Raw genomic sequence first — 14185 nt, 5'->3', positions numbered from 1 at the left:
AATCTACCATGTGGCAGGTAGAATCTCAAACACCATAACCTGCCAAGTGGCAGGTAGGGAGAAAGCAATGGACACTGAACTGATCTATTCCGACGCGACGAAACTGGCCGAACTCATCCGCACGCGTGAGGTCTCACCGGTCGAAGTTATGAAGGCACACCTCGATCGCATTGAGGCAGTTAACCCGAAGGTGAATGCGATCGTCACGATCGCCGATGATGCATTGAAGTCTGCCGAGAAGGCAGAGGCGTCCGTACAGCGAGGAGACGAGCTGGGACCTCTGCATGGTGTCCCGTTCACGGCAAAGGATTCGATCGACACCGCAATGGTGCGGACCCAACGCGGAACACCGATCTTCAGGGGGCGAACGCCCGACACCGATGCGACCAGTGTTGCGCGACTGAAGAAAGCAGGGGGCATTCTGCTCGCGAAGACTAACCTTCCGGAATTTTCCTATGGGATTGAAAGCGACAATCTTCTTACGGGCCGGACGAATAATCCCTGGAATTTGAGTCTTACGCCGGGTGGTTCAAGCGGCGGCGAATCCGCGGCGATCGCAGCGGGTATGTCTCCGCTTGGTCTGGGGACCGATCTTGCGATCTCCGTACGTGGTCCGGCAGCCCACACAGGCATTGTCTCGCTCAAGGGGACTCACGGACGAGTTCCCATGACCGGCATCTGGCCGCGTGAGCCGCGCCGTTTATGGCATGTAGGCCCGATGGCACGGAGTATTCGCGATCTATCGTTGGCCTTTGCACAACTCGCCGGACCGGACGGACAAGACGGCTACTCCAGCAGCGCTATCCCGTTTGATAACGGCATCGGTAGTTCCAACAAGCGTCCGCTCCGTGTGGGCTGGTTGGTGGAGCCTGGTTTCGGGCCGATCGACCGCGAGGTCGCGGCAACGGTGAAAGCTGCTGCGGAAGCTCTCAAGGACTACGGGCACACCGTTGAATCCGTGCGCATCCCTGCACTGGAGCGAGATTTTGCGCTTGATGTGTTCAGCCGTCTGCATGTCCTTGAGATGAAACCTGGATTCGTGGAGACGACGGCCGGCCGCAGCGAGGATGAAGTTTCTTATATGGCCAGGTTTATGCTCTCGTTGCCCGATACGCCTGCAGTGGAGTACATCGAAGCCGTACAGGCCGCGGAGCGGTTGAGGGATGGCTATGCTGAGTACTTCCAGAGGTACGATGTATTGCTCACTCCGGTCCTGCCTACTCCGTCGTTCAGCCATGGCCAGGGGGAGTTGCTGATCAACGGCCAGGCTGTGAACATCCTGGGCATCATGTCCGCGACATCGCCGTTAAACGTGACGGGCCTGCCGGGTATTTCCATGCGGTTCGGTACGAGCCATGACGAGATGCCGATCGGCGTGCAGATCGTGGGTAACTGGCAAGCCGAGTCCACGATTCTTCATGTAGCGTCCCTTTTGGAGCAGGCAAGTCCCTTGCGGGATATGCACCCAAATCTCTAAATAGCACTGAGCGAGTGGGCAGGGGAGGGAACGCTCCTGCTCACTGGGCCTCCAGATATGGGCACGAAGCTGAAGCGCCAGAGCGTTCTTCCTGTGGATGTAGTGCAGGGCGTGCGCATCGATAGGTGTTTTCCGAAATGAAAACGCCGTTGCACGCCACTTCCGGGATACCCAGCAACATTAAAAGTGCTCTAAGGCCCCTCATAAAACAAACATTTCTATAGGCAACTCCTGGAGGAGAGGCACTCATCATAGGGGGCGTTCGGCTTCTCCCTTTTGAACGACCAGAACCACGTACGCTGACACACAAAAGAGCGTCGTAATGAAAACCTCCTCGAGCATCCGCCGTCTTATAGACGCGCTGTGTCTTTTCTTCCTGGCCATTGCCGCACAAGCCTTTGCCACAGTGACTGTGAGCAGCCCTGCGAATAACACCACGACCGCCAGCACGACCGTTCAGTACGTCGCCAGCGGCTCGTCTTCAACCTGCTCGGCGGGCGTCTCCGCCATGGGTGTGTATGTAGACAATGCTCTCGTCTATCAGGCCGCGGGCAACACCCTCAACCAGGCCATCAGCTTACAGCCCGGCACGCACTATACCGTCGTCGAAGAGTGGGACTACTGTGGGGGAGCATCCACCGCGCCGATCAACATCACCGTTACCAGCGGATCGAACCTGAACGGCGTCTCCGTCTCCTCGCCCACCAACGGAAGCACCGTGGCATCGCCCGTCACGTATGTCGCCACCGCTGGTTCCACCAGCTGCGCCGCGGGCATTGCCGCAATGGGCATCTATGTTAATAACTCCCTCGCCTACGAAGTCTCCGGCAGCTCCTTGAATACGAGGCTCACACTCCAACCCGGCTTCAACAACACTGTGGTTCAAGCATGGGACTATTGCGGCGGAGCCTATACGAGCGTTGTAAACGTCAACGTCACAGCCTCGAACGGCAGCGTCACTGTTACTTCGCCCGCCAATGGAAGCACCGTCGCCTCTCCGGTCCAGTATGTTGCTACAGCCACGGCCGCTGGTAGCTGCTCCCAGGGTGTCGCGGCCATGGGGGTCTATGCGAACAACGCCCTCGTCTATCAGGTGAACGGCAGCTCTCTCAATACCTCCATCGCTCTCAAGCCCGGCATCAACAACACCGTCGTACAGGAGTGGGACTACTGTGGCGGGGCAGCGACCACACCCATTAACATCACCGTCTCCAGCGGATCGACCCTGAACGGCGTCGCTGTTACTTCGCCGGTTGCCGGAGGCACCGTCACTTCTCCTGTGAAGTTTGTCGCCACGGCCGGCAGCACCACCTGCGCAGAAGGCATCGCGTCCATGGGGATCTACATCAATAACTCCCTTGTGTACCAGACCAACGGGAGCTCGCTTAATACATCGCTCACGCTCGCCGTCGGTTCCTACAATGCCGTCGTCGAGGCATGGGACTACTGCGGTGGCGCTTCTACAGCAACGCTTGCGCTCAAGGTAAGCAACATTGCCATCACGCCCAGTCCCGCCACACTGGCCATGGGATCGACGCAACAGTTCACCGCCATTCAGACCCTGCCTAACGGCACAACGCAGGACATCACCTCGCAGGCCACCTGGACTGCCGGGAACACTGCGGTTGCGTCCATCTCTTCCTCCGGTCTTGCCACGGCGGTTGCTGCCGGCTCTACCACACTTACCGCCAGCTATAACGGATCTGCAGGTATCGTTCCCCTCAGCGTCTCCGTTGCACCCGGCACCGGCGTCAACATTCCCACGTGGCATATGGATGCGAATCGCAGCGGCCTGAACGAGCACGAAGCCTCGCTCACGCCTGCCAACGTGAACCCGCAAACCTTTGGCAAGGTCTTCTCCTACCTGCTCGACGGCTATGTCTATGGCGAGCCGCTGCTCATCTCTGACCTCACCATACAAGGCGCCAAACACAACGTCCTCTTTGCCGCGACCGAGAATGACTCCGTCTACGCGCTTGATGCCGACACCAATATGGCGCCGCTCTGGAAGGTTTCGCTCCTCAAGCCTGGTGAGCTTCCGTTGACCGGTGGAGCCATCGCACCCAATCTTGGCGTCACCTCAACGCCGGTGATTGACCCTTCCACTAACACGCTCTATGTGGTCTCAACGCAGGTTTCAGATATCGGCGGGACCTTCCGCCTGAACGCGCTTGACATCACTACGGGCGCCCAGAAGTTAGGCGGCCCAGTCACTATCCAGGCCTCGGTAGCCGGAACCAGTAAGGAAGCCGTCAACGGAGTTGTTAACCTCAACACGACGTGCGTGCAGCGCGCCGCGCTTCTGCTGGCCAACGGCAACATCTACATCGGCCTGGGCGGCTGCAAGAGCGGCTGGCTGCTTGCCTACGACGCCACAACCCTCGCGCAGGTGGGCGTATTCAACTCCAGTCCGAACCTCGACGGCGAAGGCACGTATTCTGCAGCAGGCGGTGTCTGGATGGGCGGCGGAGGCCCCGTGGCCGACAGCTCCGGCAACATCTACATCGCCACCGGGAATGGCCCATGGGATGGCCAGACCGCCTATGGTGACTCCGTACTGAAGTTCAGCAGCCAGCTCAGGCTCGAAGACTACTTCACACCTGCCGGCTACCGGTACATGAACTGTCGCGATGCCGACCTTGCCTCTGGTGGACTTCTGCTTATCCCAGGCACCGGCCACCTCCTTATCGGCGGAAAGACCGGAAAGCTCTATCTGCTCGACTCCGGCAACCTAGGCCGGCAGCAGGCCAGTGACGCAGGCGCAACCCAGACCTTCTTCTTCAGCAGCGGCCTGGTGTCGTCCTACACCGATAGCTGCACCGATAGCACAGGCACCCACTCAACCAGCATCATCTCTTACGAGAACTTCGGCACCGCAGCCTACTTCAATAACTCCGCCTACGTCGGCGTTACACCCACAGTTTCCGGTATTCCTGCCGGCATCCGGCAGTTCAACTACGCGGGTACACTTACGCCGGGCTCCATCACCACGCCGAATGTCTCGATGCACAGCAACGGCGCCACCACTTTCGTCTCCGCTGACGGAAGCCAGAATGGTATTGTCTGGATGCTCGATCAAGGCCTGCCTTTGCAGAACAGCGCGCGTGCGACGCCCACCAACGCTACCCTCTTCGCCTTCGACGCCAACAATCTCGCGAACACGCTCTATAGCAGCTCAATGAACGCCGCCGACGTTCCCGGCTACGGCATCAAGTTCACCTCACCTGTCGTCGGCAACGGTAAGGTTTACATCTCCACCGGCCACGACCTTACTACCGCCACCAACCCCATGGGCGAAATCGATGTCTACGCGCTTCACTAGGGTAGTGAGTCTAAAGTTCGAAGAATAAATCATGAGAGCTCTAGTGTTTCAGCGAGCGCTCTTCGCACCGCAGGTGCGAATGTCTTGCTTAAGGGGACGGCTTTAGCCGTCCCGTTCCCGCACTGAAATACCTGTGGCTTTAGCCGCTGAGGTGCCGGGATTATGCCCTCAGCGGCTAAAAGCCGCGCCTTAGTTGAGGGCCATACGGCACGGCTAAAAGCCGTGCCCTTAAGCAAAACAAAAGCTCAAATCGAATTTGTCGACATGTCCTGGAAGAATCTCCCGGCCCGAGAAGGGCGATTACCCTTGACCATCTCAATACAGAATGCTACATAGGGGTGGAGGGGATTCAGTGTGCGCTAGCTGTTGGAACCTGGGAGGCGTCCAAGAATGAACTGGAAGAGATGTGTCCTGCTATGCGGGTTATGCGGACAAATGTGCGCGCAACAGGCAACTACTATGCCGGAGTGGCAGAAGGCTGCCGGTGGAAGCATGAACTTTGAGGTGGCGTCGATAAAACCCGATGATGGGCCGTTTAAGCCGCCGTCTTTTGCATTGAGTGCCGATGACTGGTTTTCCGACCCGAATGGCCGGTTTCATGCGGATTTTGGATTGGCGACGTATATCCGGTTTGCATATAAATTGTGGCTTACACCGGAAGAAGAGCGCGTCATGCTGGCCAGGCTTCCGGACCGGGTGAAGAGCGGACAGCGATACGAGATACAAGCCAATGCTCCGCTACATCTCACAAAGGATCAGTATCGGTTGATGATGCAATCACTGCTAGCGGAACGGTTCGGACTGAAGATTCACTTTGAGCAAAAAGAAGTGCCGGTACTGGCGATGAGTTTGGCAAAGCCAGGAAGGCCCGGGCCTCGTCTGGTGCCGCATGAGCGTGGCGTTCCATGCGGAAACGAGCCGCAGGGCACATATCCGCCCTTGTGCTATGGATATATGGCCAGACCGGCGGAAGGTGGGGTGTGGTTGAATGCGTCGCGCGGAACAACCATGGAGATGTTCGCAAACTTCGTTGGAATGACTGGGCAGATGCGAGGTGAGATTGATCGCAGAGTTGTGGATCAAACTGGGCTGACAGGACAATGGGACTTCACGATGGAGATGCCGCCTCCACAGCAGATGCGTAAACCGGATGATCCGGCCGGGCCTTCTATGCTGGAAGCGTTACGCGACCAACTTGGAATTACGTTGAAACCATCGCGGGCAACCGTCTCTCTGCCGGTGATCGACGCCGTCACGCCGCTGAACGCGAATTGAAAGCTGGTCAGAGGCTGGTCAGAGCATTGCTCCCGCGCCGGGTATCCCGGAACGAGCGTGCAGCGGCGTTTTCATTGCGGAAAACGCCCAGAGATGCATCGGCCCTGCACTAGACCTAAGGGTGTCGTTTGTGCTGGATTGTGCGGTACGGTCAATCGATGATCTCGCCTCCTTCCGCCTTGAGGCGTGCGAGGCCATCCTTCATGTGTTGCAATTGCTCGGGCGAGTGGCCCTGCCAGTTCGTTACCTCCGCCACAACGCGCAGAGCCTCGCGCGAGCGATAGGAGAGAGTTGGATTGCCGGGAAACCTCTTGTTGGTCAAGTTAGGGTCGTTTTCGATTGGTCCCGTCGGCTCGACCAGGTAAATTCTCTCCGGCCCATCGCCGACGGCTAGTTCAGCACCCCACATGGCCGCATCGAGCGTGCCCGTACAGTACACCCACGATAGTGGCTTTCCTTCGCCGAAGTTGGAAGCATACCCAGGCACAATCAGATCGCCATGTGAGAGATTGGCCCGGGTACCGTGGAAGTACTGCTTGCGAAACATGCTTTCGTTGGTTGACATAGGTCTGGTGTTTCCTCCTGCGAACAGATATGGACTCGCATGATCGTGAGGAAAAACAGGCGCTTGCGGCAAGCCCCCACCCTTCTGATACGTTAAGAATGGGAAGAGGAATTATTTCCTCTTCTTTCCAACCAAGTTCACTCAATCTCCCAATTAACCTTTTGCTGTGGCGCAGTTGGCTTCACGCCTGTTTGCCTGTCTGAGTAGTCGGCAAGTTGGCACAGGTTCAGCCGCTTGGATTCGCTATTGGCGGACTTCAGAGCCACAGTTCATCGAACTATTTACCCCTGCAGATAGACATTCCGAACGTGCTTCGCTTCAGCGATTCGCATCTGAGAATGCGCGCCCATCGAAGCATGATTCGTACCGAGAAGTTGGCTTATAGGTACTGACCTCTCCATTGGCGAGAAGAGCGTTTATAAGGACTAATCCTGACTCTGGGGCCGGTTCGACAAGTGCAGTGCACTGATGTCTCCAACGGAGCGGGGATAGGTAAACAGAACACTAGGACTTGGCTTGAGCTACCTGTGTCGGGTGCTACCGGTTCGTCATCTTCTCAACTTCGGCGGGGTACCTATCGCCTATGACAACGAATGCCGAGGTGAGATCGTCGAGTTCGCGTATCTCGCTGGCGGTAAGCTCCAATGTTGTTGCTGCGATGTTCTCCTCGACTCGTTGGAGCTGGGTCGTGCCGGGGATAGGAACAATCCATGGCTTCTTTGCCAGAAGCCATGCCAGAGCTACTTGAGCCGAGGTCGCGTCCTTGCGCGCTGCAAAGTTAGCAATTGCGTCAACCAGAACGCGATTTGCCTTTCGAGCCTCTGCCGTGAACCGGGGAAAGCTGCTGCGGTTGTCTTCCTTGTCGAACGTTGTGTCTTCGGTGAGGGAGCCGGTAAGGTAACCCTTCCCAAGCGGGCTGAAGGGCACAAAGCCGATGCCTAGCTCTTCGAGCATAGGCATAATCTCTTCTTCGGGACGCTTCCACCAAAGGGAGTATTCGCTCTGTAGTGCGGTGACTGGTTGAACAGCGTGCGCGCGACGGATGGTATGCGCAGCAGCTTCGGACATGCCGAAGTGGCTGACCTTCCCCTGTGCAATCAGATCCTTCACGGCACCCGCCACCTCTTCGATCGACACGTCCGGATCGACCCGGTGCTGATAAAGAAGGTCAATCCTTTCGGTGCGAAGCCGCTTCAGTGAAGCTTCCACCGTTTCCTTGATGTGTTCTGGGCGGCTGTTCAAACCATTTGGATGCGGATCGCCCGAGGTGTCGAACTGGAAGCCAAACTTCGTCGCGATGACAACCTGACCGCGCACCGGAGCGAGGGCTTCGCCAACAAGCTCCTCGTTCACAAAAGGGCCATAGACCTGCGCGGTGTCAAACAGCGTGATACCACGGTCAACAGCGCTTCTCAGCACCGCGATCATCTCCTGTTTAGTTCCGCCGACAGCACCATGCCCCGGACTGGAGCGCATACATCCAAGGCCGATCGCCGATACTTCGAGACCACTCTTTCCTAGTTGACGCTTTTCCATGTCTCTCCTTCTTAGCGCAGCCGCAGGTCAGGCCTGGGGTGAAATCCGCACCGTTGCCGCGCGAGCGCGATCATCGATCATCGGCTTCAGATACGGACTGGAAGCGTACTTAGTGCGGTAGGCAGCGTCGATACGGTCGTTCACCTCGCCTGCGACCTCCTCGAAGGTGACATCGGTCGTCTTGCCAGCAGCCGTAATCTGTCCCGCCTTCTGTTTCGATGCCGCCAGATACCAGCGTGACGCCGTTCCGTTGTATGCCCGCACATACAGCTCGCCGTCAACGACGACGGACCAAATCCACGTCGGGGTCCCAAGCGTCACGCCATCGTCGCGAAAGGGAGCGATATGCAGGTCGTCCGTTGACGCGAGCTGTTGGAGTCTTTCTTTTGTCCATGCACTCATCACAGTGCCTCCTGGTCGAAATCTACAGTGGTCTATTTGCCGCCGTTGTACTGCTGATCGGTCACAGGCTCCAACCAGTCAACTGTATCGCCGTCCAGATTGTCCTGAATTGCGATGTGCGACATCGAGGAGTCCGGAGCGGCTCCGTGCCAATGCTTCACATGGGCCGGAATGATAACCACATCCCCCGCATGGACGACCTGAATCGGACCGCCTTCCTTTTGGACGCGGCCTGTACCTGCCGTGATGATGAGGACCTGGCCGAGCGGATGCGTATGCCACGCGCTCCGCGCCCCAGGCGCAAAAGTTACGATGCCGCCTGAGACGCGTGATGGAGCATTTGCCGGGAACAACTGCTCGACCTTGGCGGAGCCTGTGAAGAACTTCGGTGAGCCATCAACGACGGGTCTTACGCCAGCATGACTGATCGTGAGTCCTTTGGTAGAGTCTGGTGCTGGAGCTGCTGTAGGAGCTTGCGCAAATGCTCCAACCATTACGAGCTGTGAAAGTAGAGGGAGAGCGAAGATTCTCATGGTTTCCTTTGCTGAAGTCCGGCTTCTACGCGTTACTTCTGGCGCTTCTCGAAAACGTCCTTCACAACAGGCAGGGCAGAAAATGCACATGGCCATCCTGCGTAAAACGCGATATGTCAGCACTTCAGAGGCTTGTTCTTGCGTCAGACCGTTGTCCATCGCGCGACCGAGGTGATAGGTGATCTGCGCTGTCTGCCCATTGGCAATCAAGGCGCTCACGGTCACAAGACTGCGGTCGCGCGGCTTAAGCGCGGGGCGGAGCCACAAGTCGCGGAAGAGAAGGTCCGTCGTGTTCTGCACAAGACCAGGAGAGACGGCTCCGAAGTTGTTGCCAACCTGGGTCGCACGCTGTCCCTCGGCTTCCTCGTTGAGCGGCAGCAACTTATCATGCACTGGAGGAAGTTGATCAGCACTGATTCCGCGCGCATGAAAGATGTCCTTTGCCACCGCGACCGCCGACATCGCATTGGCCCACCCTGCGTAGAAGGCGAGGTGCGTGATGATCTCGGAGAGCTCCGCGGGCTTCACACCGTTGTCGAGCGCTAGCACGAAGTGATACGGCATCTCGATGGACTGGATGCGGGCAATCAGCGCAGCCACCGTGACCACGCTGCGATCACGTGGCGAAAGCTCAGAGCGCTTCCACAATCCGTTGAGAAGCGGTTCTTCGGTGTAGTGAGCCAATGCAGGTGAAACAGCGTGGACGTCACTCATTGACAGAACGCTGGGAAGTGCACCGTGTTTCATTTCGTTGGACATTCGATTCTCCAGAGCCCAGGAAGGCTCGGCCTGCCACAGCGCCAGAATGCTCGCCGCCAGCCCGGCCTTGATGATGGAGCGCCGTCCGTGGTCAGCCGGCGCTCCATCCACAGCTTCGGTCTTTACCACCATATCGCTCACGGTGATTCGACCCATCCTGCGTACCTCCTAGCGCATCACGTAGCCACCATCGACCGAGATCGACTGGCCGGTTATATAGCTTGCCAAGTCGCTGCACAGGAATAGAACGGTGTTGGCGATTTCCTCTGGACGACCTTCGCGCTGCATGGGGACAAACGTCTCGCGCATCATCTTGAGCGCTTCACCCTGCCCACCAGCTTCCATCTTGTCGGCCATCGGAGTACGGATCAGACCGGGACAGACATCGTTTACGCGGATGCCGCGAGTCGCATACTCCAGAGCTGCGCTCTTCGTGAGACCAATCACGCCATGCTTCGCCGCGTGGTACGTCCCACGTTGATTTCCGCCGACGAGGCCGCCCAACGAAGAGCAATTCACGATGGCGCCGCTGCCTTGTTCGCGCATCACCTGCAGCTCAAACTTCATGCAGCTCCATACGCCACGCAGGTTCACCGCCATGACGCGGTCATAGTCGTCGCGAGGCGAATCCGCAGTTTCGGCAAGGACGTTCTGGATACCTGCGTTGTTGTAGGCAGCGTCCAGGCGACCGAACTTCGCAACGGTCTGCTTAACCATCGCTTCGACTTCGTGGTCTTTCGAAACATCGCAGCGAATCGCCAGGGTCTTGAAGCCCTTGTAGGCCAGTTCGTTGGCCGCCGCCTCGACTTCCGTTTCGTTCACGTCCGCCAGAACAACGGCTGCTTCCGATTCCGCAAAAGCCTTGGCTGTTGCAAATCCGAGCCCAGACGCCGCGCCTGTAACGAGTGCCACCTTACCTTCAAATGAAATGTTCATCTTCTTCCTCTCGTGGCCGTTTCTCTGATCTCGGCCCGAATCGCCGTCTTCGAGGGCACTTTCAACACTAGAGAGAGGAGAAGGACATTACTTACCTAATCCTGCCGATTGTTTGCCTGATCCTGTTTGGGGCAGAAATTTCCGGCAAAAGGGTCTAGGCTTAAAATGAGAGCCTTAGGATGCCTGCCAAGACGAAAAATATTGTCCATGATGACCCAGCCGTATTGGAGGCGAGGCATGAACTTGCCCGCCGCATCGCGTCGATCACGGGCGCTGCGGGGGAGCATGTCACGGCTGTTCCCGGAGTAGTTCTTTATCACCGGGACGAGCCGACACCGTGCTACCGAGCTTCCTACGAGCCCAGCTTGAGCATCTTCGTGCAGGGGCGCAAGCATGTCATCCTCGGTCAAACCCAATATGTCTGCGATTCGTCGTCATTTCTTTTGTCCTCGATCGACGTGCCCGCGCAGAGTCAGATCGTAGAAGCATCGGAGAAGACGCCGCTTCTGGTCATGTTTCTACGCTTCGATATGCCGATGGTTCGCGAAGTTCTTACTCAAGATGACCTTCCTGAGGCAGAAGCCCATCCGCACCGGCAAGGTCTAGCCGTAGGCGAAACCACTTTGGGGCTACTAGATGCCTGTCAGCGTTTGCTCAATCTTGTTGATACGCCGGAAGACATCCCGTTCCTCAGCCCGTTGATCCAACGCGAGATCATCTACCGCTTGCTCAAGACACCACAGGCTAGCCGTCTCCGCGCGATTGCCACGAGTGGAGATCTCGTTCAGCGAACGGCAAGAGCGATCTCCTGGCTGCGTGCGAACTTCACAAAACCACTGAGTGTGGAAGACCTGGCCAAGACTGCCCGCATGGGAGTTTCAACGCTGCACCACCAGTTCCGAGCGTTGACCTCGATGAGCCCATTACAGTATCAGAAGATGCTGAGGCTTCAAACCGCGCGGGAGCGCATGTTGATGGATGGTTTGGACGCGACAACCGCCGCCTATGAAGTCGGCTACGAGAGCATCAGCCAGTTCAGCCGAGAGTACAGTCGCTGTTTCGGTCTTCCACCGATACGAGATATCCGTGCGCTCAAGTCCAATAGTCTCGTAACCGAAGCAAGAGGTTGACGAGTCTCGTGTTCGATATCGAATTGTCGAGACAAACCTTACCGCCCAACATCGCCTGTGAAGCACGGGAGAGATCATGTTTGCAAAGCGAACCATCTATGTCATCGTGCCGTTGGCATTCTTCGTTGCTTCTATACAAATTCAACGCGGGTATTCACAAGTGACTGAGCAACGCATCGTGAGAATCGCAGAGCTGGAGATCGATCCCAATCAACTGACGGCCTATAAGGCAGCACTCAAAGAGGAGATTGAGACCTCGATCCGGGTGGAACCCGGAGTGCTGGCTCTCTACGCCGTGTCGGTCAAAGCTCACCCGAATCAGATTCGACTCTTTGAAAGCTATAGCAGCCAGTCTGCATACGCGTCGCATCTACAGACAGCCCATTTCCTAAAGTACAAGTCCGAGACGCAAACGATGGTGAAGTCGCTCATACTCATTGAGACTGATCCGATCCTGCTCGGCTCTAAATCGAAGTGAGTTGGAGCACATCGAAGCGCCTAAGCGCGTCCAGATGAACTTTTTTGCCCTGTGAAACGCGCATCTTGTCACCGATCGACCCGGATTGATGCCAAATCGCCGAGTCACTTATTCAGATCAAAATTGGTAACGGAAAGTCGGCTTCTCGGTACTGACCTCTCCATTGGCGACAACGGCCTTTATAAGGACTAATCCTGACTCTGGGCCGGTTCGATAAGTGCATTGCCCTGATAGCGCCAACCATGGCTCCGGCTCTGGTCTCTTCCTCCGTTACACTGACTGGACGATGACCAGGGAGCCTCTGACACTGACTCGCCGCAGTTTCCTCAGCGCTGCTGCCGCCGGAATTGTCTCTAGTCCGATATGGACGAAGGCTGTTACGGCGCGCGTTTCGGATTCCCAGTTGCTCAGCGATATTGAGCATCGCACTTTTAACTTTTACTGGGAGCGTGTGAACCATAGCAACGGCCTGATGGCAGATCGTTGGTCGACGCCGTCCGCTTGCAGCATCACGGGGACAGGCTTCGCTCTAACTGCCTGGCCAATTGGAGTTGAGCGCGGTTGGATCACACGCAATCAGGCACGAGACATCACGTTGCGGACGCTGCGGTTCTTTGAGCAATTACCGCAGGGCGAACAACGGTCTGGCACCGCGGGCTATCGTGGCTTCTATTACCACTTTATCGATATGGAGACCGGACTGCGGTTGCCAGATTGGGAGCTTTCAACAATTGATACCTGCTGGCTGCAAATGGGCATGGCGTTTGCGCAAGGCTGGTTCGACCGGGAGGATGAGAAGGAAAAGGAGATCCGCGCACTCGCGCAGCGTCTGCTGGATCGCACCGAATGGGATTGGATGCAGGCCAATAGCACGGGCGGCAAAGCCATCTCGATGGGCTGGCACCCGGAGAGGGGTTTTATTGAGCGAAATTGGGATGGCTATAACGAGGGCATGGCGCTCTATTTCCTCGCGCTCGGCTCACGGTCTCACCCGGCTAAGGAGGGTGCCTACGAGGCATGGACTGCGCCCTTCCCCAAATATTGGCGCGGAGAAGGTGCGAACCGCTACCTCTCCTTTGCGCCGCACTTTGCGCATCAATATGGGGCCGTGTGGGTTGACTATCGCGGCATCTATGATGCGACCACGCGCGCGGCCGGGTTTGATTATTTCGAGAATTCACGTCGCGCCACCTATGCGCAGCGCAACTATGCCATGGCCAACCCCATGGGTTGGGATGGTTATTCCAAGGACATCTGGGGCCTCAGCGCTTGCGATGGACCAGGCGATCTCGTCATAGACTTCAAAGGCAAGCCGACGCAGTTTTATGGCTATGCGGCCTATGGGCCGAAGGGCATGCCCGATGAGGAAGACCATGGCACCCTTGCCCCCATCGCCGCGGTAGCCTCGATTCCATTTGCACCCGAGATCTGCATCCCTGCAGCCTGGGCCTTACGCAATTTCCAAGGCGGGCGGCTTTACGGCACGTACGGTTTTTTCGATGCGTTCAACCCGAGCTTCCGTGATACCCATGTGAGCCTTAGGTCAGGCAGCGTTGATGGGCGCTTAGGCTGGGTTGACAATGATTATCTCAGCGACAATCAGGGGCCGATTCTAGGCATGATCGCGAATTACAAAACGGGGATCATCTGGAACGCCACCCGCAAAGTGCCCAACCTGGTGCGCGGTTTGAAGCGAGCAGGCTTTACCGGCGGTTGGTTGAATGGGACATAAGATCAACCACTGCGACTCGAAGGGAACATGTGAAGACAAG

At 57.1% G+C, this 14185-nt stretch carries 11 protein-coding genes; 6 read left to right on the top strand and 5 right to left on the bottom strand.

From position 1 onward, the window contains the following. Window positions 1-67: 67 nt before the first annotated feature. From FTW19_RS22715 to FTW19_RS22705, 3 genes are all read left to right on the top strand, one after another. Window positions 68-1477, top strand: a complete 1410-nt coding sequence (locus FTW19_RS22715) for an amidase (protein WP_147649864.1) — start codon at window positions 68-70, stop codon at window positions 1475-1477. 322 nt (window positions 1478-1799) lie between these two features. Then, entirely contained in the window at window positions 1800-4799 is a 3000-nt protein-coding gene (locus FTW19_RS22710) for an Ig-like domain-containing protein (protein ID WP_147649863.1), read from the top strand. 390 nt (window positions 4800-5189) lie between these two features. Next, window positions 5190-6074, top strand: coding sequence for a TIGR03435 family protein (locus FTW19_RS22705; protein ID WP_147649862.1), 885 nt, complete (start codon window positions 5190-5192; stop codon window positions 6072-6074). A gap of 151 nt (window positions 6075-6225) precedes the next feature. Here FTW19_RS22705 and arr read toward each other — a convergent pair whose 3' ends face one another. From arr to FTW19_RS22675, 5 genes are all read right to left on the bottom strand, one after another. Next, window positions 6226-6639 (bottom strand): NAD(+)--rifampin ADP-ribosyltransferase, encoded by a 414-nt coding sequence (arr, locus tag FTW19_RS22700; RefSeq protein ID WP_147649861.1) that lies wholly within the window; start codon window positions 6637-6639, stop codon window positions 6226-6228. 537 nt (window positions 6640-7176) lie between these two features. Then, on the bottom strand, window positions 7177-8175 hold the full coding sequence (locus FTW19_RS22695; RefSeq protein WP_147649860.1) for an aldo/keto reductase: 999 nt from the start codon (window positions 8173-8175) through the stop codon (window positions 7177-7179). A 27-nt stretch (window positions 8176-8202) separates the two neighbouring features. Continuing rightward, on the bottom strand, window positions 8203-8577 hold the full coding sequence (locus FTW19_RS22690; RefSeq protein ID WP_147649859.1) for a DUF2255 family protein: 375 nt from the start codon (window positions 8575-8577) through the stop codon (window positions 8203-8205). A 32-nt stretch (window positions 8578-8609) separates the two neighbouring features. Continuing rightward, window positions 8610-10025 (bottom strand): (R)-mandelonitrile lyase, encoded by a 1416-nt coding sequence (locus FTW19_RS26375; RefSeq protein WP_222705497.1) that lies wholly within the window; start codon window positions 10023-10025, stop codon window positions 8610-8612. Between the two features lie 12 nt (window positions 10026-10037). Then, complete coding sequence (locus FTW19_RS22675; RefSeq protein WP_147649857.1) at window positions 10038-10805, bottom strand: SDR family NAD(P)-dependent oxidoreductase; 768 nt, start codon at window positions 10803-10805, stop codon at window positions 10038-10040. A 179-nt stretch (window positions 10806-10984) separates the two neighbouring features. Here FTW19_RS22675 and FTW19_RS22670 point away from each other — a divergent pair, with 179 nt between their 5' ends. The 3 genes from FTW19_RS22670 (at window position 10985) to FTW19_RS22660 (ending at window position 14145) form a co-directional block, all read left to right on the top strand. Further along, complete coding sequence (locus tag FTW19_RS22670; RefSeq protein ID WP_147649856.1) at window positions 10985-11935, top strand: AraC family transcriptional regulator; 951 nt, start codon at window positions 10985-10987, stop codon at window positions 11933-11935. Window positions 11936-12011: 76 nt separating this feature from the next. Continuing rightward, window positions 12012-12413 (top strand): putative quinol monooxygenase, encoded by a 402-nt coding sequence (locus FTW19_RS22665; RefSeq protein ID WP_147649855.1) that lies wholly within the window; start codon window positions 12012-12014, stop codon window positions 12411-12413. Between the two features lie 403 nt (window positions 12414-12816). Further along, complete coding sequence (locus FTW19_RS22660; RefSeq protein WP_222705496.1) at window positions 12817-14145, top strand: glucoamylase family protein; 1329 nt, start codon at window positions 12817-12819, stop codon at window positions 14143-14145. The last annotated feature ends 40 nt before the right edge of the window (window positions 14146-14185 follow it).

This window comes from Terriglobus albidus, from assembly GCF_008000815.1.
GTDB classification, from domain to species: Bacteria; Acidobacteriota; Terriglobia; order Terriglobales; family Acidobacteriaceae; genus Terriglobus; species Terriglobus albidus_A.
This window is presented reverse-complemented; position numbering and strand designations above follow the sequence as displayed.

Coding starts and splice junctions, on each gene's coding strand:
- FTW19_RS22675 (WP_147649857.1), bottom strand. CDS start 10,805: ATGAACATTTCATTTGAAGGTAAGGTGGCACTCGTTACAGGCGCGGCG.
- FTW19_RS22665 (WP_147649855.1), top strand. CDS start 12,012: ATGTTTGCAAAGCGAACCATCTATGTCATCGTGCCGTTGGCATTCTTC.
- FTW19_RS22705 (WP_147649862.1), top strand. CDS start 5,190: ATGAACTGGAAGAGATGTGTCCTGCTATGCGGGTTATGCGGACAAATG.
- FTW19_RS22690 (WP_147649859.1), bottom strand. CDS start 8,577: ATGAGTGCATGGACAAAAGAAAGACTCCAACAGCTCGCGTCAACGGAC.
- FTW19_RS22710 (WP_147649863.1), top strand. CDS start 1,800: ATGAAAACCTCCTCGAGCATCCGCCGTCTTATAGACGCGCTGTGTCTT.
- FTW19_RS22695 (WP_147649860.1), bottom strand. CDS start 8,175: ATGGAAAAGCGTCAACTAGGAAAGAGTGGTCTCGAAGTATCGGCGATC.
- arr (WP_147649861.1), bottom strand. CDS start 6,639: ATGTCAACCAACGAAAGCATGTTTCGCAAGCAGTACTTCCACGGTACC.
- FTW19_RS22715 (WP_147649864.1), top strand. CDS start 68: ATGGACACTGAACTGATCTATTCCGACGCGACGAAACTGGCCGAACTC.
- FTW19_RS22670 (WP_147649856.1), top strand. CDS start 10,985: ATGCCTGCCAAGACGAAAAATATTGTCCATGATGACCCAGCCGTATTG.
- FTW19_RS26375 (WP_222705497.1), bottom strand. CDS start 10,025: ATGGGTCGAATCACCGTGAGCGATATGGTGGTAAAGACCGAAGCTGTG.